Annotated in this window: 18 protein-coding genes; 3 read left to right on the top strand and 15 right to left on the bottom strand. The window is 60.6% G+C overall.

The genetic code is table 11. From position 1 onward, the window contains the following. The 4 genes from AC1RO5_RS26865 to zwf all read right to left on the bottom strand — a co-directional run bounded on the left by AC1RO5_RS26865 (window position 1) and on the right by zwf (window position 3761). Window positions 1–726 carry an intradiol ring-cleavage dioxygenase gene (locus AC1RO5_RS26865; RefSeq protein ID WP_493178605.1) on the bottom strand — a complete coding sequence of 242 codons (726 nt, stop codon included), beginning with the start codon at window positions 724–726 and terminating at the stop codon, window positions 1–3. Window positions 727–908: 182 nt separating this feature from the next. Then, window positions 909–1574 (bottom strand): bifunctional 4-hydroxy-2-oxoglutarate aldolase/2-dehydro-3-deoxy-phosphogluconate aldolase, encoded by a 666-nt coding sequence (locus tag AC1RO5_RS26860; RefSeq protein ID WP_018926462.1) that lies wholly within the window; start codon window positions 1572–1574, stop codon window positions 909–911. A 17-nt stretch (window positions 1575–1591) separates the two neighbouring features. After that, window positions 1592–2305, bottom strand: a complete 714-nt coding sequence (gene pgl, locus AC1RO5_RS26855) for a 6-phosphogluconolactonase (protein ID WP_007934739.1) — start codon at window positions 2303–2305, stop codon at window positions 1592–1594. Next, entirely contained in the window at window positions 2292–3761 is a 1470-nt protein-coding gene (gene zwf / locus AC1RO5_RS26850) for a glucose-6-phosphate dehydrogenase (RefSeq protein WP_493178604.1), read from the bottom strand. Before zwf ends, pgl begins: the two co-directional genes overlap by 14 nt. 227 nt (window positions 3762–3988) lie before the next feature. On the opposite strand from zwf, the gene AC1RO5_RS26845 reads away from it, so the two are divergent. After that, window positions 3989–4849: a MurR/RpiR family transcriptional regulator gene (locus AC1RO5_RS26845; protein WP_172901244.1), complete on the top strand. Its 861-nt coding sequence runs from the start codon at window positions 3989–3991 to the stop codon at window positions 4847–4849. Between the two features lie 56 nt (window positions 4850–4905). Here AC1RO5_RS26845 and AC1RO5_RS26840 read toward each other — a convergent pair whose 3' ends face one another. The 11 genes from AC1RO5_RS26840 to edd form a co-directional block, all read right to left on the bottom strand. Then, window positions 4906–5805, bottom strand: a complete 900-nt coding sequence (locus tag AC1RO5_RS26840) for a D-hexose-6-phosphate mutarotase (protein WP_493178602.1) — start codon at window positions 5803–5805, stop codon at window positions 4906–4908. A 311-nt stretch (window positions 5806–6116) separates the two neighbouring features. Beyond that, complete coding sequence (locus AC1RO5_RS26835; protein ID WP_493178601.1) at window positions 6117–7463, bottom strand: carbohydrate porin; 1347 nt, start codon at window positions 7461–7463, stop codon at window positions 6117–6119. Between the two features lie 129 nt (window positions 7464–7592). Next, window positions 7593–8753: an ABC transporter ATP-binding protein gene (locus AC1RO5_RS26830; protein ID WP_493178599.1), complete on the bottom strand. Its 1161-nt coding sequence runs from the start codon at window positions 8751–8753 to the stop codon at window positions 7593–7595. Window positions 8754–8755: 2 nt separating this feature from the next. Then, entirely contained in the window at window positions 8756–9601 is an 846-nt protein-coding gene (locus AC1RO5_RS26825) for a carbohydrate ABC transporter permease (RefSeq protein WP_493178596.1), read from the bottom strand. Then, complete coding sequence (locus tag AC1RO5_RS26820) at window positions 9594–10502, bottom strand: carbohydrate ABC transporter permease (protein ID WP_018926470.1); 909 nt, start codon at window positions 10500–10502, stop codon at window positions 9594–9596. The genes AC1RO5_RS26825 and AC1RO5_RS26820 overlap by 8 nt, the downstream gene beginning before the upstream one ends. Window positions 10503–10651: 149 nt before the next feature. After that, window positions 10652–11953 carry an ABC transporter substrate-binding protein gene (locus tag AC1RO5_RS26815; protein ID WP_064616384.1) on the bottom strand — a complete coding sequence of 434 codons (1302 nt, stop codon included), beginning with the start codon at window positions 11951–11953 and terminating at the stop codon, window positions 10652–10654. Window positions 11954–12070: 117 nt separating this feature from the next. Next, complete coding sequence (locus AC1RO5_RS26810; protein WP_493178595.1) at window positions 12071–13330, bottom strand: D-mannose isomerase; 1260 nt, start codon at window positions 13328–13330, stop codon at window positions 12071–12073. A gap of 230 nt (window positions 13331–13560) precedes the next feature. Then, window positions 13561–15030 (bottom strand): ATP-binding protein, encoded by a 1470-nt coding sequence (locus AC1RO5_RS26805; RefSeq protein WP_258672610.1) that lies wholly within the window; start codon window positions 15028–15030, stop codon window positions 13561–13563. Then, on the bottom strand, window positions 15020–15751 hold the full coding sequence (locus tag AC1RO5_RS26800) for a response regulator (protein ID WP_493178594.1): 732 nt from the start codon (window positions 15749–15751) through the stop codon (window positions 15020–15022). The genes AC1RO5_RS26805 and AC1RO5_RS26800 overlap by 11 nt, the downstream gene beginning before the upstream one ends. 166 nt (window positions 15752–15917) lie before the next feature. Continuing rightward, window positions 15918–16871 (bottom strand): glucokinase, encoded by a 954-nt coding sequence (locus tag AC1RO5_RS26795; RefSeq protein ID WP_493178593.1) that lies wholly within the window; start codon window positions 16869–16871, stop codon window positions 15918–15920. Further along, on the bottom strand, window positions 16868–18694 hold the full coding sequence (gene edd, locus AC1RO5_RS26790) for a phosphogluconate dehydratase (RefSeq protein ID WP_493178592.1): 1827 nt from the start codon (window positions 18692–18694) through the stop codon (window positions 16868–16870). Before edd ends, AC1RO5_RS26795 begins: the two co-directional genes overlap by 4 nt. 219 nt (window positions 18695–18913) lie before the next feature. Between edd and gap the strand changes: the two genes are divergently transcribed. Both gap and AC1RO5_RS26780 read left to right on the top strand, forming a co-directional pair. Next, complete coding sequence (gap, locus tag AC1RO5_RS26785; RefSeq protein ID WP_493178590.1) at window positions 18914–19915, top strand: type I glyceraldehyde-3-phosphate dehydrogenase; 1002 nt, start codon at window positions 18914–18916, stop codon at window positions 19913–19915. Window positions 19916–19933: 18 nt separating this feature from the next. Continuing rightward, window positions 19934–20398: a methylglyoxal synthase gene (locus AC1RO5_RS26780; protein WP_413696848.1), complete on the top strand. Its 465-nt coding sequence runs from the start codon at window positions 19934–19936 to the stop codon at window positions 20396–20398. The last annotated feature ends 106 nt before the right edge of the window (window positions 20399–20504 follow it).

The following is a 20504-nucleotide window of genomic DNA, read 5'->3' as shown; positions in this document are numbered from 1 at the left end:
TCACACGGTGTACTTGTCGAAGTCCTCGGGCTTGATTTGCGATGACACCGCAAACGTGTCGACACCGATGGTCATGTGCCCGAAAAAGCCGTCCTCATTCGAGTCTCGACCGATGGTGTGAATGTTCAGGGTCGAGGCCTCGCCGCCCATGCGCTGATAAAACATATCCTGCGCATTGGTCAGCGGTGAAACGGCTCGACCGCTGTACTCACGGGCGTTGAGCACCGACCTTGATGCGACCTCGGGAAAGTAAAGCTGGCCGACCCAGGCGACGTGCCGCTCTTCCAGATAGTTATTGCCGGCCGTAATGCGTACCGCGACGTGGATGTGTAAAGCGCGGCCGGCATAGAACCCCGGATAAATCGTGGTAAACCGCACGATGCCCATTTTGTCGGTGAATTGCCCACCACGCAGGTAGGTGTCGTCGTCGGTGCGCGGGATCGACCCGATATCATCCACATTGACTTCCTTGTCCGGGTTGATCTTGCTCCAGCCCGAATACGCCCCGCGCGCATTGCAATGCCAGATATCGACCAATGCCCCGGTAACCGGTTGACCGGTCATGGCATCGATGATCGTGAGCCGCAGCACCAAGGGGACGCCGTCCATGCCTTCGCTGATGTTTCGTCTGATCAGTTTCGGGTTTCGAAAATACGGACCGGCGATCTGCTCGGGTGACAGTTGATAAACCGGTGAAGGGGATGCAATTGCAGTGTTGTCGTCCATGACATTCTCTCTTCCATAAGATGAACGCAGGTTAACGCTGGACGTGCGACGAGATGCGGTAACTATGTATCGCGTGATGTCCCGCAGGTTTTCATCAGGCAAAAAAAAACGGTGCACCGACCAAGCGCACCGTAAAGCCGTAGAACACACAACGAAGTGTTTGGTAAATCCGGTAAATTAGATCAATCCAGCAGGGCCAACGCCTCGGCGGTGCACTCCTGGATGCGGGCCCAGTCGCCGTTCTTGATCCACTCGGGGTCAAGCATCCAGCTACCGCCCACGCACATCACGTTTTTCAACGCCATGTAGCTCTTGATGTTGGCCGGGCTGACGCCGCCGGTCGGGCAGAATTTAACTTCGCCGAACGGGCCGCCCAAGGCCTTGATGGCCGCGACGCCGCCGCTGACTTCCGCCGGGAACAGCTTGAAGCGGCGATAACCCAGGCAATAGCCTTCCATGATGCCGGAGGCGTTGCTGATGCCCGGCAACAGCGGGATCGGGCTGGCGACACTGGCTTCGAGCAGGTCACGGGTGATGCCTGGCGTCACGATGAACTGCGAACCGGCGGCTTCGGCAGCGGCCAGCATGCTGCGATCAAGCACCGTACCGGCGCCGGTCACCAGTTCCGGACGCTTCTCGCGCAGGATCTGGATGGCCTTGAGACCGAACTGCGAACGCAGGGTCACTTCCAGCGCCGTGAGGCCACCGGCGGCCAGGGCGTCGGCCAACGGCAGCACGTCCTGTTCACGAGCGATGGTGATCACCGGCAGGATCCGCGCCTTGGCGCAAAGGCTGTCGATCAGGGCAACTTTGTCCGCCATGGAAACGGTCGGGGATGTGTTTGTCATAGCGGCTGATCCTTGGTTCATGGGCACCAGTAAATCTCTAACGTAGGTTGCAGAAACGCCCGAATCGGCATGGCGGCGACATCGTCACCGGCCAGTGCGGCGCTCAGGGTGGTCAGCTTGGACTGACCGGAAATCGATAGAACGGTGTGCCTGGCCGAAGCCAGCAGCGCGCGACTCATGGTCAGGCGCTGATGCGGTACGGTCGGCGCCAGCATCGGCCAGCAGCGACGGCTGCCGTCGACTTTCAAGGCGTCGGCCAGGTTCGGGCTGTTGGGGAACAGCGACGCGGTGTGACCGTCGTCGCCCATGCCCAGCACCAGCACATCGATCGCCGGTAATTCGGCGAGCAAGCGATCAGCCTGCTCGGCGGCCTGTTCCAGGTTGGCGGTGGCACTGTAGAGGCTCAGGAACTGGGCCTTGGCCGCCGGGCCTTGCAACAGGTAACGCTTGAGCAGACCGGCATTGCTGTCGGCATGCTCCACCGGCACCCAGCGCTCGTCAGCCAGGCTGACCACCACCTTCGACCAGTCCAGCGCCTGCTTGGCCAAGTGCTGGAAAAACGCCACCGGGCTGCGCCCACCGGACACCACCAGCGTCGCGGCGCCTTGTGCGGCAATCGCCTCGCTCAGTTGTCTGGCTACCGTCAATGCCAGGCCTTCGGCCAGCAGCACCGGGCTTTTGAACTCATGGGCGCTGACGCCCTGAGGCAGTTTCAATTTAGATATCGCCATACCACGACCTCCCGTCCCGCGTGATCAGTGCAATGGAGCTCATCGGCCCCCACGACCCGGCCGCGTACGGCTTGGGCGCATCACCGGACTTTTTCCACCCGGCGATCAACTGGTCACACCACTTCCACGCGGCTTCGATTTCATCTTTACGGACAAACAGGTTCTGATTGCCACGCATCACTTCCAGCAACAACCGCTCGTAGGCATCGGGAATCCGTGCGCTACGCCAGGTGTCGGAAAAATTCAGCTGCAACGGACCGCTGCGCAGCTGCATGCCCTTGTCCAGGCCTTGTTCTTTGGTCATCACGCGCAAGGAAATGCCTTCGTCCGGTTGCAGGCGGATGATCAGTTTGTTGCTGATCTGCAAGCGCTGCTCGGGGGCGAAGATGTAGTGCGACGGTTCCTTGAAGTGGATGACGATCTGCGACAGCTTCTGCGGCATGCGCTTGCCGGTGCGCAGGTAAAACGGCACGCCGGCCCAACGCCAGTTGCGAATGTCGGCACGCAGGGCAACGAAGGTTTCGGTGTCGCTCTGGGTATTGGAGTTAGGCTCCTCCAGATACCCGGGCACCGATTTGCCTTCGCTGTGACCGGCGATGTACTGGCCGCGCACCACTTGAGTAGTCAGGCCTTCCGGGCTGATCGGCGCCAGTGCCTTGAGGACTTTGACTTTCTCGTCACGGATGCTGTCGGCGGACAGGTCGGCCGGCGGGTCCATGGCGATCAGGCACAGCAACTGCAGCAGGTGATTCTGGATCATGTCCCGCAGCTGGCCGGCCTTGTCGAAGTAACCCCAACGGCCTTCGATCCCGACCTGCTCGGCCACGGTGATTTCCACGTGGGAGATGTAATTCTGGTTCCACTGGGTTTCGAACAGGCTGTTGGCGAAACGCAGGGCGATCAGGTTTTGTACGGTCTCTTTTCCCAGGTAGTGGTCGATGCGGTAGGTGCGGTTCTCCGGGAAGAACTGCGCCACGGAGTCGTTGACCTTGCGTGAAGATTCCAGGTCCGAACCGATGGGTTTTTCCAGCACCACGCGGGTGTTTTCGGCCAGACCGACCTTCGACAGATTCTCGCAAATGGCACCGTAAACCGCCGCCGGCGTGGCGAAGTAGGCAATCACCCGCTGGGCGCTGCCGGCCTGTTCGGCCAATGCGACGTAATCGTCAGCCTTGAGGAAGTCGACGTGCAGGTAGCTCAAACGGGCCAGGAAGCGCTCGAGCACGGCTTCATCCAGCTCTTTGGCGCCCACGTAGCGACGCAACTCAGTGGCGATGAACGCCAGGTGCTGTTGCTCGGTGCCAGGTTCACGGGCCAGCGCGATAATGCGCGTATCCTCATGAAGAAGGCCGGCGCCATCGAGTTGATAAAGGGCAGGAAACAGCTTGCGCAAGGCTAGATCGCCGAGAGCGCCGAACAAGGCAAAGGTGCACGGTTCAACCGTAATCGAAGGCATGATGTTTGTTCTTTTATCAAGTTAAGCTACAAATACCTTTTTTCAAGGCATCACTCAAGGGAAAATGTAGTAATAACCACAACATTTTCGCAAAATATAGATTCCGAGTGGTGGTCGGTCGGAGCCATCAGTAGGATAGGCCACCGTTATGGGCCGTATCAAAGGCCCAATTTGCATAGCCGAGCGCTTGTTTGCGCAGGTGAATTTAGGAACCTCATATGGACCGCGTGCGAAATTTACTGGAACAGATCCAGAGTCGCCTTGAAGACCTGAACAAGGCAGAACGCAAAGTCGCCGAAGTGATCCTGCTCAACCCACAGCAGGCTACCCGGTTCAGCATCGCCGCCCTCGCCCAGGCCGCGTCGGTCAGCGAGCCGACGGTCAACCGTTTCTGCCGCTCGTTCGGTGTCAGCGGCTACCCTGAACTGAAACTGCAACTGGCACAGAGCCTGGCCAGCGGCGCGGCATATGTCAGCCGCGCGGTGGAAGCCGACGACAACCCCGAGGCTTACACCCAGAAGATCTTCGGCAGCGCCATCGCGTCCCTGGACAGCGCCTGCCAGGCACTGGACCCGAACCTGATCAGCCGCGCCGTCGACCTGTTGATCCAGGCCCGGCAGATCCACTTCTTCGGCCTCGGCGCCTCGGCCCCGGTGGCACTGGATGCGCAGCACAAATTCTTCCGCTTCAACCTGGCGGTGACCGCCCATGCCGATGTGCTGATGCAACGCATGATTGCCTCGGTGGCCCACACCGGTGAGTTGTTTGTGATCATTTCCTACACCGGCCGCACCCGCGAACTGGTGGAAGTGGCGCGCATCGCCCGGGAAAACGGCGCTTCGGTGCTGGGGCTGACGGCCGAGGGTTCGCCACTGGCCAAGGCCAGCACCTTGAGCCTGAACATTCCGTTGCCGGAAGACACCGACATTTACATGCCAATGACCTCGCGGATCATTCAGTTGACCGTGCTCGATGTGCTCGCCACCGGCATGACCTTGCGCCGGGGCGTGGATTTCCAGCCGCATTTGCGCAAGATCAAGGAAAGCCTGAATGCCAGTCGGTATCCGATTGGGGATGAGTTTAATTAACCCACCATGATCGTTCCCACGCTCCCGCGTGGGAACGCAGCCCGTGACGCTCCGCGTCACTGGACGCGGAGCGTCCCTTGAGGCATTCCCACGCAGAGCGTGGGAACGATCACCCGCGCCTGCAAACTCAAATGCGCCCTCTCCCCCGGCGCCAGGCACAGGCTGTCGGTGCCACCGCTGGCCGCTTCCACACAGACGAACTCTGAAATCTCGTTCCAGCTCACGCCCAGCAATGGCCGCGAGCCAGGATGCCAGACCACCGTGTCCGCATGATCACCGGTGTCGATGCACAGTTCGCGCTGCCAGGCGTGGTCCTTGAGCTGCAATTCGCCGTCATGCTGGAACACGCGCTGACACCCACCGTCGACCCGCAACTCGCCTTCCTGTTGGCAAACCTGGCGGTTCAACTGGTCGTAACCTTGCGCGCCCTCGAGCCCAGACAGCGCTATCTCACCGACGTCGCCAATACGCCAATAGGCGTGCAACGCCTGACTCAACTGGCACGGCATGTCGTCCTGATGCACAGTGCTCAGGTGCAAATCCATACGCTCGCCCAGGTGCGCGTGCAAGTCCACTTGCCAGTCGCACAGCTGTAACTGCCAGTGCAGGCGCACGCCATCGTCGTCACTGCTGCTGTCGAGCAATTTCCAGTCGAGCAGGCGCGCCCAGCCATGGGACGGCCAGGCGTTTTCGCTTGGGTGGCGGCCATACCACGGCCAGCACACCGGCACACCGCCGCGAATCGCACCGACGTGCGGCCATTTTGCCGCGCACCACAGCCAGGGTTTCTGGCCCTTTGGCTGGAAGTGCAGCAACTGCGCGCCCTGACGACTGAACACCGCCTGACACAGCGGATGGTCGATCACCAGCACGTCGCGCATCTGATAGCGCTCCCACGCAAACACCGGACGTTCGCGCAAGGATTTGAAGAAGCGTTGTAGCGGATGCTCAAGCATGTGCCACGGTCCTGAAAATCATTGGTGTACTCACAACCCCTGAAAATAACAGCGCTCTTGTAGCCAGTGAACTTTCTGTGGCGAGGGAGCTTGCTCCCGTTGGGCTGCGAAGCGGCCCTAAAACCATTCACTGCGGTGCTTCAGCCAAACCGAACTCGCCGCGTTTACGACTGCTTCGCAGCCGAGCGGGAGCAAGCTCCCTCGCCACAACAGCATTCGCCAGCAGCCTGGTTAGCCAGCCCCAAAAAAAAGCGGACAGCCATGGCTGTCCGCAAAAATGCGCACATAGAGAGGAGCTTATCGCAACAGTGTTAGAACACCGACTGAATTTTCAGGCCGGCGACCAACGCGTTATCAACTTCATCCACACCACCTGGGTGAGTGATGTATTGCAGGTTAGGACGCACCGTCAGCCAGTTGGTAACGTGGAAACCGTAGTTGATCTCGTAGTTGTACTCGGTGCTGCGCAGTGGCGCGAACAGTGGATCGTTGTAGTCGGTGACACCATTGGCGGCGTTGACCAACTCGGCGTTTTTCTTCACATCATCGTTGACATGGATACGGGAGAAACCGATCCCGACGTCGTCTTTTGGACGAGCATCGAACGGGCCCTTGTAAACAAACATCAGCGACTGGTAGTTGTCGACGAAGTTGGTGTCCTTGTCGTGGAAGGTAGCGTTGGCCGCGATGTTCAGACCGCGGGAAGCATCACCGTTGTGGGTGGTGAGTTGTTGCTGCGCCACAAACCAGTAGCCGTGCTTGCTGTCGTGGCTGCGGAAGGCGTTGCCGGTGGTCGCTGCATCGTTGCCGTCGTCGTCTTTACGGACGTCATTGGCGTCGGCAGTGCTCTTGTAGTAACCGACACGGTATTCGCCCGGCAGGTTGTTGACCTTCGGCGACCAGACCAATTCAACCGGCAAGACGGTGCCCTTGGTACCACTGCCGCTGAGCTTGAAGCCGTTACCGTGTTCAAGTTGCGATGGGTTCTGGTTGTACGCGCCGATCTGCGCATAGAACTCAGGCGTGATGTTGTACTTCACGCGAATCGCTGCCTGCATGACCGGCCAGTTGTACCAGATACCGGTCGCCCAGTTACCCGCCTGGGAACCGCAGAATGCCAGGTTCTGGAACTCGCAAGGGAAGGTGTTGAAGTCTTCGCCCTCGCCGAAGTAACCGGCCTTGACGTCCAGTTTCCCGTCGAGGAACTGGTGCTTGATCCACAGCTGGGTCAGACGGACCATGTGGCCACGGCCGTAGACTTCCTGCGAGGAGCTCAAGGTGCCGGCACGCGGGTCGCCGACACGGTCATTGGAGATGTTCTGACCGTTACGGTTGGTGAGCTGGATCTTGGCCTGGGTGTTATCCCAGCCCCACAGTTTTTGCAGATCCAGCGCCACGCCCAGACCAAACTGGTCGGCATAACGGGCTGTCTTGTCGTCGTTGTAGCCGCCGTGCAGGTTGGCGCCCACTTCACCGACATAGTCGGCCTTGATGTCGATACCTTGCTCGATCAGCTTGGTCCGCTCACCACCCCAGTCCCCCGTCATCCACTGGGAATCGGCACTGAACGCGTCAGCCGCGTGTACGCTACCGGCCAGCATCATCGCCGCAACCGCTGACAATTGGCAGATCAGCTGAGCGTTGTTCTTCTTCTTCATCCCTACATCCTCGTTTTATTGTTATTAACTGTTTTTATCTAACGCGGTTTACATCGATTGCGACGGATGTCTCCATCCGCCACTAATCCCCCCTGTGAGAGCGGGCTTGCTCGCTCCCACATTTGATCTTCAGCGGCCTTTGAACTGGGCCACGTTGGCGCTATGAGCTTCGGTTTTTGGTACACCGGCAACCCCCAGACGCTCACCGGTCTTGGCATCGAACAGCAGCACTTTCGATGGATCGAATTGCAGCGTCAGGGTCTCGCCCGGGGCCGGTGCGACGTCCGGTGCCAGACGGCAGCAGACCTTGGTGTCGTTGAGATTGACGAATACCAGGGTGTCGGGACCGGTCGGTTCGGTGACCTGCACTTCGGCGCGGATGGTCGGCAGACCGTTGGCTTCGCCGTTCGCCAGCACGATTTGCTCCGGGCGCATGCCGAGGATCACTTCGCGGTCTTCGAGACCGGCATCCTGCATGCCCAGCGGCAATTCGCAGCGCGCCTGACCGCTGTCGAGCAGCGCCAACAGACGGCCGTCCTTGCGCTGCAAACGCAGGGGGATGAAGTTCATCGGCGGCGAACCGATGAAGCTCGCCACGAACAGGTTGGCCGGGTTGTTGTAGATGTCTTTCGGCGTACCGAACTGCTGGATGATCCCGTCCTTCATCACCGCCACTTTGTCGCCCAGCGTCATCGCTTCGATCTGGTCGTGGGTCACGTAGACCGTGGTGGTTTTCAGGCGCTGGTGCATCAGTTTCATTTCGGTGCGCATCTCGACCCGCAGCTTGGCGTCGAGGTTGGACAGCGGTTCGTCGAACAGGTAGATCTTCGGCCGACGCGCCAACGCCCGGCCCATGGCCACGCGCTGTTGCTGGCCACCGGAGAGCTGACCCGGCTTGCGGTTGAGCAGGTGTTCGATTTGCAGCAGCTTGGCCACGCGAGCGACTTCCGCGTCGATGTCGGCGGCGGGCATCTTGCGGATCTTCAAACCGAACGCGATGTTTTCGCGCACGCTCATGGTCGGGTACAGCGCATAGGACTGAAACACCATGGCGATGTCGCGGTCTTTGGGGCTCATGCCGCTGACGTCCTGGTCACCGATCATGATCGCGCCGCCGGTGATGGTCTCAAGGCCGGCGATGCAATTCATCAGGGTCGATTTACCGCAACCCGAAGGACCTACAAGAATCAGGAATTCACCGTCCTTGATCGACAGCTCAATGTTCTTGAGGGTGTCCGGCAGGCCGGGGCCATAGGTTTTGTTTACATTGCGAAGTTCGAGCGTAGCCATGATTACCCCTTGACTGCGCCGGCCGTCAGCCCGCGCACGAAATACTTACCTGCGACCACATAGACCAGCAGGGTCGGCAGCCCGGCGATCATTGCCGCCGCCATATCAACGTTGTATTCCTTGGCCCCGGTACTGGTGTTGACCAAGTTGTTCAACGCCACCGTAATGGGTTGCGAATCACCGCTTGAGAACACCACGCCGAACAGGAAGTCGTTCCAGATCTGAGTGAACTGCCAGATCAGGCAGACCATGATGATCGGGGTGGACATCGGCAGGATGATCAAGCGGAAGATGGTGAAGAACCCCGCGCCATCGAGCCGCGCCGCCTTCACCAGCGCATCGGGAACGCTGACGTAGTAGTTACGGAAAAACAGCGTGGTGAACGCCAGGCCGTAGACCACGTGCACGAACACCAGGCCTGTCGTCGTGCTGGCCAGGCCCATCTTGCCGAGGGTGAACGAGGCCGGCAGCAGGACCGTCTGGAATGGCAGGAAGCAACCGAACAGCAGCAGGCCGAAGAACAACTGCGACCCGCGAAAGCGCCACATCGACAGCACATAGCCGTTCAACGCACCGATGGCCGTGGAGATCATTACCGCCGGAACGGTGATCTTGATCGAGTTCCAGAAGTACCCGTCAACCGTGCCCCAGGCCTTGATCCAGCCAATACCGCTGACCACGGTCGGCCAGCTCAGCAGGTTGCCGGAATTGATGTCTTCCGGCGTCTTGAAGCTGGTCAACAGCATGACCACCAGTGGTATCAGGTACAGCAATACCGCAAAGAGCAGCACGCCATAGATCGCGATGCGACTCAGGCTGATGGCAGGTTTGGCAGCGAAACTAGTCATGACGTTTGGCCCTCAGCTCGGAGTACAGGTAAGGCACGATGATCGCGAGAATCGCACCGAGCATCAGAATCGCACTGGCCGAGCCCATGCCCATCTGGCCGCGACTGAAGGTGAAGGAATACATGAACATCGCAGGCAGATCGGAGGAATAACCCGGGCCACCGGCGGTCATTGCCGCTACCAGGTCGAAACTCTTGATAGCGATGTGGGCCAGGATCATTACTGCGCTGAAGAACACCGGGCGCAGGCTCGGCAACACCACTTTCAGGTAAATGCGCGGCATGCTCGCGCCATCGATCTGGGCGGCACGGATGATCGATTGATCAACGCCACGCAGACCGGCGAGGAACATCGCCATGATAAAGCCCGAGGCTTGCCATACCGCCGCGATCACCAGGCAGTACACAACGCGATCCGGATCGATCAACCAGTCCAGGCGAAAGCCTTCCCAGCCCCAGTCACGCAGCAATTTGTCCAGGCCCATGCCCGGGTTGAGCAGCCACTTCCAGGCGGTACCGGTGACGATCATCGAAAGCGCCATCGGGTACAGGTAAATGGTGCGAATGAAACCTTCGCGACGAATGCGCTGATCAAGAAACACCGCCAGCAACACACCGATCACCAGGGTGATGCCGATGAACATGCCGCCGAAAAGCGCCAGGTTCTTGCTCGCTACCCACCAGCGATCGTTGTCGAACAGCCGCTGGTACTGCGCCAGACCCGCCCATTTGTAAGTCGGCAGGAAGGTCGAAGTGGTGAACGACAGGACGAAGGTCCACAGGATATAGCCATAGAACCCCACCAAAACAATGAACATGCTCGGCGCCAGCACCAGCTTGGGGAGCCAGCGCTGCAGTGCATCGAACGGCGAGGCCTTGCTGAACACAGCAACAGAACTCATGGGAAGATCCAGTACGAAGAGAAAGGATTACAAGCGCTTTCCCTTGTGGGAGCGGTCCTCGCGAGCGTGTCGTGTCAGTACCGACAGGGTGCCTGACACTGCACTTTCGCGAGCAAGCCCACTCCCACAGGGGGTTGCACGGCTAACGGTTACTTGGCCGCTTTAATGGCAGTGCCGAGTTGCTTGGCGGCAGTGGCAGGATCGGCTTTCGGATCGTTGATGAAGTTGGTCACCACATCAAAGAAAGCACCCTGTACCGCCAGCGTGGTCGCCATGTTGTGCGCCATGCTCGGCTGCAAGCCACCGGTCTTGGCGTCCGCCAGGAAGTCCTTGGCAGCAGTCTGGGCGCAGGAGTCGAAACCATACTTGCCCATGTCGCTCAGCATGTCGTTTCGAACCGGGATCGAGCCCTTGTTGATGCTGAAGACTTTCTGGAAGTTCTCACCCAGCACGATCTTGGCAATGTCCTGCTGAGCTGCAGCAGTGCCCTTGTCTTTCTGCTTGAACACGGCCAGCGAGTCGATGTTGTAGGTGAAGGCCTTGTCGGTGCCCGGGAAGGCTACGCACTCGTAATCCTTGCCGGCGACTTTCTTGGCCGCTGTCCACTCGCTCTTGGCCCAGTCACCCATGATCTGCATGCCGGCCTTGCCGTTGATGACCTTGGCCGCCTCCAGGTTCCAGTCCTGGCCTTTGCCGTCGGCGTCCATGTAGGTCGCGACTTTCTTCAGCTCGGTCAGCGCCTTGACCATGTCAGGACCGGTCAGCGCCGCGTTATCCAGATCGACCAGGGCTTTCTTGTAGCCATCGACGCCCATGACCGACAGGACCACCGCTTCGAACACGGTGCTGTCTTGCCAAGGCTGGCCACCGTGGGCAAGCGCAATGAAGCCCGCAGCCTTGAGCTTGTCACCGGCCGCGTAGAATTCCTGAAGGGTGGTTGGCGCTTTTTCGATGCCGGCTTTCTTGAAGACTTCCGGATTGATCCACAACCAGTTGACGCGGTGAATGTTCACCGGCACGGCCACATAGTTACCGTCGTACTTCACGGTATCGGAGACTTTCTTGTCGAGCAGGCTGTCCCACTTCTCAGCTTTGGCAGCGTCTTTCAAGACGTCGGTATCGAGCAGACCGGTAGACGCCCATTCCTGAATGTCCGGACCTTTGATCTGCGCTACGCCCGGCGGGTTACCGGCAACGGCGCGGCTTTTGAGTACGGTCATGGCCGTGGCACCGCCACCGCCGGCGACTGCGCCGTCTTTCCAGGTGAAACCGTCTTTTTCGACTTGAGCCTTGAGCACATCGACAGCCGCTTTTTCACCACCAGACGTCCACCAGTGAACGACTTCCACCGAACCTTTGGAATCGGCAGCAAGGGCACTGAGCGGGAATGCAGCAACGGGAAGCAGTGAAGCGAGAGAAATGACAGTAGCGAGGCGAGAAATCGCATTCATCTAGTAGTACCTTTCTTGTTGTTATGCATGCAAGTCTGGTGCTTGCGCTGCATAGGATTTTAAACAGGGGATCGCCCTTCGCAGGTAACGAAGGGACGCGCGAATGTCACCACATGGTTACACAGGAGAGCTCTGGGACAATTGCGCCAGCGCACTGGCCATGCTCGGTGCCAACGACAGGCGCGGGATCAATACGGCTTGCCAGGCGTGATACAGGTCGGGTTTACCGGCCCAGATATCGGCGCTCGGGCGATTCAGCGGATCGAGCTCGTGATGCCAGCTGCCATCGCAGCGGTCGACGAAATGACTGTCACAGAATTCCCAGAACAGTCGGTACCAACGCTCGTATTGCTCATCACCGGTGCGTTTTAGCAGCGCACTGGCGGCGGCGCTGGCTTCGCAATGAGTCCAGTGCAAACGATGACGAACCACCGCGCGATTGTCCCAATCGAGGGTGTAGACAATGCCCGGCGCACCGTCGACGTCCCAGCCGTGACGGCAATTGTGTTCGAAGAGTTTTTGCGCATCGGTGGCCAGCCAGCCCGGTGTGAGCATCCCGGCCTGTACCCGCGCGGCTTCGAGGTGCAGCAACAGCCGCGCCCATTCGAAACCATGACCCGGCGTGATGCCGTAAGGGCGGAAACCGTCGGCCGGGTTGTCGTGGTTGTAGTCGCGCAGCGGCTGCCAGTCGCGGTCGAAATGCTCGACCACCAGGTAATCGTTGGCGGCGGCATGATCGTGAATAACCCGTTCGACGATGCGCTGCGCGCGAATCAGCCAGCGGTTGTCCTCGGTGACATCGGCCAAGGCGAGGAAGGCTTCGGTGGCGTGCATGTTGCTGTTGGCGCCGCGATAGGCTTCCTCGCAACTGAAGTCGCGGTTGAAGGACTCGCGCATGGCGCCCTCCTCCTCGCTCCAGAAATGGCTGTCGATGATGTGGATCGCATCGTCGAGCAAGGCTTGCGCACCGGGCCGTTGAGCGACCACCGCAGAACTCGCGGCCAACGCCACGAAGGCATGCAGGTAGGCGGCTTTGCCGGTATTGCCGTCGCGGTGTTCGGGTGTGGCGAACCAGCCACCGTGTTCGGCGTCACGCAGCGGCCCGCTGAGGGCTTTGATGCCGTGATCCACCAGCTCGGCGAACCCCGGCAAACCCTGGATGTGGGCCATGGCGAAGCTGTGGGTCATGCGCGCGGTGTTCATGGTTTCGGCTTGGGCGCTGGCTGGGAGGCGCCCCTTTTCATCAAGATTGCCGAAGCCTTCGGGAAGCTTTGAAGCCCTGGCAAACGCCAACAGGCGCAGGCCTTCGGCGGCGAGCCATTGCTGATGGGCAGGCGCGTTCAGCCAACTGCTGAAGGCGGGTTGGAAGGTGTCCATGCGGTACCTTTTTTTGTTGTTATGACTGGGATCAGTCTAAACAACGGGTGGTGGCGGGCAGGTAACGAAGGGGGAGCGTTATGTCACCGACCTGTGACATTCACCCCAATTTTGAAGTGAGTGGTTACTTGTGGCGAGGGAGCTTGCTCCCGTTGGACTGCGCAGCAGTCCCTCTTTCAGGGCCGCTCCGCGCCCCAGCGGGAGCAAGCTCCCTCGCCACAGGGTCGCTTTCAATCCATTGGTCGCGGCAACTGCAACGTCACACGCAACCCGCCTTCACGCAGGTTTTGCAGGCTGACTTCACCGCCATGGCTATGGGCGATGTTGCGCGCAATCCCCAGCCCAAGGCCATAACCCTGCTGCTGCCCGGCCAGGCGGAAGTGCGGCTCGAACACTTGCTCCAGCCGCTGCTCCGGCACACCCGGACCTTCGTCGTCGACATGCAGCACGAACGCACTCTCGTCGTCATCGATGTGCAGATGCGCGTTCTGCCCGTACTTCAAGGCGTTGTCGATCAGGTTGCCAATGCAGCGCTTGAGCGCCAGTGGCTTGCCGGGATACGGCGCCAGCGCCCGCCCCTGCTGAGTCACGCGGCCGTTGCCGTTAGGCGCCAGATACGGTTCCACCAGGCAGTCGAGCACATGATTGAGGTCTACCGGCTCGATGTTTTCGTGGATGTCGGTGTCTTTCACGCATTGCAGCGCGCCTTTGACCAGCAACTCCAGCTCATCCAGATCACGCCCGAACTTGGCTTGCAGTTTCTCGTCTTCAAGCAATTCGACCCGCAGTCGCAGCCGAGTGATCGGTGTGCGCAAGTCATGGGAAATCGCGCTGAACAACTGGCTGCGCTCGGTCAGGTAACGGCTGATGCGTTCACGCATCGCATTGAACGCGCGACCGACTTCCACCACTTCACTGCCGCCACCCTGAGCAACCGGTTCGACGTCGGCCCCCAGGGACATGTCCCGCGCCGCCCGCGCCAATCGCTTGAGCGGCCGGCTCTGCCAGTGCACCAGCAGGCCGATGAACAGCAGCAAGAAGCCGCTGGTGAGTACGATGAACCAGACTTGCTGTGCCGGCAGGCCTTGCTCTTCAAGACTGGTGTAGGGTTCGGGCAACAACGAGGCGATGTACAGCCATTCGCCCGGCGCCATCTGGATTTGCGTGACCAGCACCGGTGGGTTCACTGGCTCCAGGGTCAACGCGTAGTGCGCCCAGGAGCGTGGCAATTCATCGAGTTTCAGCCCGCTATTGAAGATCCGCAGGTCTTCGGGGCTGACGAACGTCACCGAAATATCCGCGTCCTGGCCCAGCGACTGGCGCAGCACTTCGTCCACCGCTTTGAGCACCGCTTCTTTGCGCGGCGTGATCGGCAGCACTTCCATTCCCAAGGGTTTGTCGTTGAGGGTCACCACGAACCGGGTGCCACCCATGCTACGCAACTGGTCGAGCACCAGCGGCCTGAACGCCACCGGCAACGAGCGGAAATAACTGACACTGGCCGTCATCGAATGGGCCAGGCTGCGGGCGCTGGTGACCAGGCCTTCAAGTTGCGTGGCGCGCAGTTGCGAAACCCAGATCACGCTCGACAGTGTCTGGGCAAACAGCACCGCCAACAGGGTCAGCAGCAACATGCGCCCGAGCAGCGAACGCGGCACCGGCACGCGCCCGGCGAGCTTGCGCAGGAACTCAGTGGCCATTGCCGGCAACCACGTTGGCCGCTAGTTGGTAGCCGCTGCCCCGCACGGTCCGGATCAGCCGCGGCGGTTTTTCGGTGTCGCGCAGGCGCTGGCGCAAACGGCTGACCGCCATGTCGACGATTCGATCGAGCGGCATCAGGTCACGGCCACGGGTGGCGTTGCCAATGGTGTCGCGGTCGAGGATTTCCTGCGGGTGATCGAGGAACAGTTTCAGCAGGGCGAAATCGGCGCCGGAGAGAATCACTTCCTCGCCGTCGGTGTGGAACAGTCGATGGCTGACCATGTCCAGCCGCCATTCGTCGAAGGCCAGCACTTCGCCACCGGAACGCTCCTGACCGAACTGCGCGCGGCGCAACAACGCTTTGATCCGCGCCTGTAATTCACGGGGGCTGAAGGGTTTGCCGAGGTAGTCGTCGGCGCCCAGTTCCAGGCCGATGACGCGGTCGGCCTCGTCGGAGCTGGCGGTGAGCATGATGATCGGCACGTGAGCCTGGCGCGGGTGCTGGCGGATCCAGCGGCAGAGGCTGAAACCGTCTTCGTCCGGCAGCATCACGTCGAGGATCACCAGATCGCTCGGCGCCTCGTTCAGCGCCTGACGAAAGCCTGCGCCATCGGGCGTGGTACGAACCTGGAAACCGGCACGGGTCAGGTAGGTGTCCAGCAACTCGCGTATCTCTTGATCGTCATCGACCAACAAAATCGACTTGTTGACTGAGCTCACGGCGGCATCCTTGTTGTTTGTGTTGGGGAGGATTATGCCTTACGGAAATCTGATGACGAATTCGATCGTTCCCACGCTCTGCGTGGGAACGCTTCAAGGGACGCTCCGCGTCCAGTGACGCCGAGCGTCCCGGGCTGCATTCCCACGCAGAGCGTGGGAACGATCATTACTGCGCCTGCTCCAGCGCCACACCCGCGCCAACAAGGCCGGAATACGGCGCTGTCACCAGCCACACCGGAATGCCTTTGAAGTAATCGCTCATGCAGCCCTTGTCGGCGAAGCACCGGGCGAAACCGCTTTCGATAAAGAAATCGGCAAACCGTGGAATCACCCCGCCAACGATGTACACGCCACCCCGTGCGCCGGTGGTCAGCACGTTGTTGCCGGCCACGCGACCGAGCCAGCAGCAGAACTGCTCGAGCACTTCCAGGGCAATCGGATCGCCCGCCAGCCCGGCCTTTGTGATCGCCTCAGGCGTGTCGAGCACAGGTGTGTGACCGTCCACCGCGCAGATCGCCCGGTAGACCCGCGGCAAACCACTGCCGCTCAATGCCGTTTCAGCGCTGACATGGCCGATCTCGCTGAAGATGTGTTGCCACAGTTGGGTTTCCCGCGGGCTGCTCAGCGGCAGATCGACGTGACCGCCCTCCCCCGGCAACGCGGCAAAACGGCCCTCGCCCAGATCGAGCAACGTGCCCACGCCCAGCCCCGTACCCGGGCCGATCACCACTGCTGGCCGCAACGGCTCCGGCTTGCCTTCGCAGACCACCCGGAACTCGCCCGGCTGCAAGCGGGTCATGCCCAGCGCCATGGCCGAGAAATCGTTGACCAGCAGCAGTTGATCCACCTGCAAGGTCTTGCAGAAAGCCTTGCGACTGAGCCGCCAGTGATTGTTGGTGAACTTGAATTCATCACCGCTCACAGGGCCCGCCACCGACAGGCACACCGAACCGATCGAACCCGGCGCCAGGCCGAGCCCGTTCAGATAGAGCGCGATTGCCTCCTCCGGGCTGGCGTGGTCTGCCGTCGCCAGCACCTGGACCGATTCCAGCTGCTGGTTTTTCCACAACGCGAAACGTGCGTTGGTCCCACCGATGTCACCGACCAAAGCCAGTTTCAATTAAGCGTCTCCAGGGCAGAAGTAAAGGCGCTGGCGCCTTGCTCTGCGGAGCTGAAGGCCATGCGCATGAAACCAAACAGTTCGCGACCGGTGCCGATGTTGTTGCCCAACAGGCCTTTGGCCGGCTCGCGCGCTGCAAATTCTTCGGCGTCCACCTTAAGCTCCAGGGTGCCTTTGACGCCATCGACACGGATGATATCGCCCTCTCGCACCCGCGCCAAAGCGCCGCCCACATAAGCTTCGGGGCTGACATGGATTGCCGCCGGGATTTTCCCCGAGGCGCCGGACATGCGCCCGTCAGTCACCAACGCGACTTTGAAGCCACGGTCCTGCAACACGCCGAGGAACGGCGTCATCTTGTGCAGCTCCGGCATGCCGTTGGAGCGCGGGCCCTGGAAGCGCATCACCGCGACAAAATCCTTCTCCAGCAGACCGGCCTTGAACGCATCGGCCAGGTCCTGTTGATCCTGGAACACCATGGCCGGGGCTTCGACGACCTGGTTTTCCAAAGCGACTGCAGAGACTTTCATCACGCCACGGCCGAGGTTGCCTTCCATCACGCGCAAACCACCTTCTGGCGAGAATGCACGAGCCACTGGGCGCAGGATGTTTTCGTCGAGGCTTTCGATCGGGCCTTCGCGCCAGACCAGTTGGCCATTTTCGAGGAACGGTTCCTGGGTGTAGCGGCTCAGGCCGTGGCCGAGCACGGTGTTGACGTTTTCGTGGAGCAGGCCGGCTTCCAGCAGTTCGCGGATCAGGAACGACATGCCGCCCGCTGCCTGGAAGTGGTTGATGTCAGCTTTGCCGTTCGGGTACACGTGGCTCAGGGTCGGCACCACCTCGGAGAGGTCGGCCATGTCCTGCCAGGTCAACTGAATGCCCGCGGCCATGGCGATGGCCGGCATGTGCAGGGTGTGGTTGGTCGAGCCGCCGGTGGCGTGCAGGGCCACGATGGAGTTGACCAGCGAACGCTCGTCGACGATTTCGCCGATCGGCAGGAAGTTGCCATTCTGCTTGGTCAGGCGCGTCACCTGATGCGCCGCTTCGCGGGTCAGCGCATCGCGCAAAGGGGTGTTCGGGTTGACGAACGAGGCGCCCGGCAAGTGCAGGCCCATGACTTCCATCAGCAACTGGTTGGTGTTGGCGGTGCCGTAGAAAGTGCAGGTACCAGGGCTGTGGTAGGACTTCATTTCCGATTCCAGCAGCTCTTCGCGGGTCGCCTTGCCTTCGGCGTAGCGCTGACGCACATCGGCTTTCTGCTTGTTGGAGATGCCCGACACCATCGGCCCGCCCGGCACGAAAATCATCGGCAGATGACCGAAGCGCAACGCGCCCATCATCAGGCCCGGCACGATCTTGTCGCAGATGCCGAGCATCAGCGCGCCGTCGAACATGTTGTGGGACAGCGCCACGGCGGTGGACAACGCGATCACTTCACGGCTCGGCAGGCTCAGTTCCATGCCCGGTTCGCCCTGGGTCACGCCATCGCACATGGCCGGAGTGCCACCGGCGAACTGGCCGACGGAGCCGATTTCGCGCAGGGCTTTTTTGATCTGTTCAGGAAAGACTTCGTACGGCTGGTGCGCCGAGAGCATGTCGTTATATGACGAAACAATTGCGATGTTGGCGGAGTTCATCATCCGCAGGCTGTGCTTGTCGTCGCTGCCACACCCGGCCACGCCGTGGGCGAAGTTGGCGCATTGCAGCTTGCCGCGCATCGGGCCGTCGCTGGCCGCGCCGCGGATCAATGCAAGGTAAGCCTCACGCGTGGCGCGGCTGCGGGCGATAAGCCGTTCGGTGACCTCAAGGACGCGGGGATGCATGTGTAGAACTCCAGGCTAACGGATGTGGCGACCTGATTGTCTATGCTGATCAAACGCCGTTGTGATCGGGGTGACAGACGGCTTTCTTGATCATTCGGACCAGTTGATTCAGGTCACTCGTTGTAGATAAAACAAAATATTGCCACTAAAAAGGCTTGTTTTCTATTTTTTTGCGAATAATCTTGTAATTCCAACAACAAAACGACGGCGGCGCTGTAAATGACTCTTCGAATCGCAATCAATGGTTTTGGCCGTATTGGCCGTAATGTCCTGCGCGCACTGTATACCCAAGGCTATCGTCAGGATCTGCAGATCGTTGCGATCAACGACCTGGGTGACAGCTCGATGAATGCTCACCTCCTGAAATACGACACCGTTCACGGCACATTCGATGCCGAAGTCCAGCACGATCAGGAAAGCCTGACCGTCAACGGCGACCGTATTTCGGTCAGCGCCATTCGCAACCCGGCCGAACTGCCTTGGGCCGCGGAGAAGGTCGACGTCGTGTTCGAATGCACCGGTCTGTTCACCGACCGTGCCAAAGCCGCCGCCCATATTACGGCCGGCGCACGCAAAGTGATTATCTCGGCCCCGGCCAAAGGCGCCGACGCCACCGTGGTTTATGGGGTTAACCACGACATTCTGCGCCAGTCGCACCAGATCATCTCCAACGCCTCGTGCACCACCAACTGCCTGGCCCCGGTGGCCCAGGTGCTGCACCGCGAGCTGGGCATCGAAAGTGGTCTGATGACCACCATTCACGCCTACACCAACGACCAGAACCTGACCGACGTCTACCACACCGACCCGTACCGCGCCCGTTCCGCCACCCAGAACATGATCCCGAGCAAGACCGGCGCCGCTGAAGCGGTGGGCCTGGTGCTGCCGGAGCTGGCGGGCAAACTGACCGGCATGGCGGTGCGTGTTCCAGTGATCAACGTGTCGCTGGTGGACCTGACCGTGCAGCTCAAGCGCGAAGCGTCGGCCGATGAAGTGAATGCGCTGCTCAAACAAGCCAGCCAGCACTCGAAGATTCTCGGCTACAACGCCCTGCCGCTGGTTTCCAGCGACTTCAACCACAACCCGCTGTCGTCGATCTTCGACGCCAACCACACCAAGTCCAGCGGCAAGCTGCTCAAAGTGCTGGCCTGGTACGACAACGAGTGGGGCTTCTCCAACCGCATGCTCGATAACTGCCTGGCGCTCTGCAACGCCGAGTAAACCGTGGAGCAGCAACCGATGATCGGTATCAGCTTTACGCAAAAGACCATGGCGGCGCGCAAGCGTATCGCCCTGGTCGCCCATGACCATTGCAAAGTGTTTTTGCTGGACTGGGCCGAGCGGCAGAAAGACAAACTCGCGCAGCATGAACTGGTCGCCACCGGCACCACCGGGTTGTTGTTGCAACAACGCCTCGGCCTGCCGGTGGAAAGCATGATCAGCGGTCCGCTGGGCGGCGACCAGCAACTCGGCGCGCAAATCGCCGAGCAGCGGGTCGACATGCTGGTGTTCTTCTGGGACCCGTTCGAACCGCAACCCCACGACCCGGACATCAAGGCGTTGCTGCGGGTCGCGGCGGTGTGGAACATCCCCGTGGCCTGCAACGAATGCAGCGCCGACTACCTGCTCAGCAGCCCGTTGATGGATCAGGCTCACGAACACCGCATCCCGGATTACGCGACCTATCTGCTGGGGCGTGGGTAAAGCACTGGCAGCAGGCTCGCCCACATCCCCCCGTAGGAGCGGGGGGGGGGGGGGGGGGGGGGGGGGGGGGGGGGGGGGGGGGGGGGGGGGGGGGGGGGGGGGGGGG

Source organism: Pseudomonas sp. GW822-FHT02G04 (assembly GCF_058802085.1).
Note: the sequence above shows the minus strand (reverse complement) of the source record. Positions and strands in the feature narration are given on the sequence as shown.

Coding starts and splice junctions, on each gene's coding strand:
- AC1RO5_RS26865 (WP_493178605.1), bottom strand. CDS start 726: ATGGACGACAACACTGCAATTGCATCCCCTTCACCGGTTTATCAACTG.
- AC1RO5_RS26860 (WP_018926462.1), bottom strand. CDS start 1,574: ATGACAAACACATCCCCGACCGTTTCCATGGCGGACAAAGTTGCCCTG.
- pgl (WP_007934739.1), bottom strand. CDS start 2,305: ATGGCGATATCTAAATTGAAACTGCCTCAGGGCGTCAGCGCCCATGAG.
- zwf (WP_493178604.1), bottom strand. CDS start 3,761: ATGCCTTCGATTACGGTTGAACCGTGCACCTTTGCCTTGTTCGGCGCT.
- AC1RO5_RS26840 (WP_493178602.1), bottom strand. CDS start 5,805: ATGCTTGAGCATCCGCTACAACGCTTCTTCAAATCCTTGCGCGAACGT.
- AC1RO5_RS26835 (WP_493178601.1), bottom strand. CDS start 7,463: ATGAAGAAGAAGAACAACGCTCAGCTGATCTGCCAATTGTCAGCGGTT.
- AC1RO5_RS26830 (WP_493178599.1), bottom strand. CDS start 8,753: ATGGCTACGCTCGAACTTCGCAATGTAAACAAAACCTATGGCCCCGGC.
- AC1RO5_RS26825 (WP_493178596.1), bottom strand. CDS start 9,601: ATGACTAGTTTCGCTGCCAAACCTGCCATCAGCCTGAGTCGCATCGCG.
- AC1RO5_RS26820 (WP_018926470.1), bottom strand. CDS start 10,502: ATGAGTTCTGTTGCTGTGTTCAGCAAGGCCTCGCCGTTCGATGCACTG.
- AC1RO5_RS26815 (WP_064616384.1), bottom strand. CDS start 11,953: ATGAATGCGATTTCTCGCCTCGCTACTGTCATTTCTCTCGCTTCACTG.
- AC1RO5_RS26810 (WP_493178595.1), bottom strand. CDS start 13,330: ATGGACACCTTCCAACCCGCCTTCAGCAGTTGGCTGAACGCGCCTGCC.
- AC1RO5_RS26805 (WP_258672610.1), bottom strand. CDS start 15,030: ATGGCCACTGAGTTCCTGCGCAAGCTCGCCGGGCGCGTGCCGGTGCCG.
- edd (WP_493178592.1), bottom strand. CDS start 18,694: ATGCATCCCCGCGTCCTTGAGGTCACCGAACGGCTTATCGCCCGCAGC.
- gap (WP_493178590.1), top strand. CDS start 18,914: ATGACTCTTCGAATCGCAATCAATGGTTTTGGCCGTATTGGCCGTAAT.
- AC1RO5_RS26780 (WP_413696848.1), top strand. CDS start 19,934: ATGATCGGTATCAGCTTTACGCAAAAGACCATGGCGGCGCGCAAGCGT.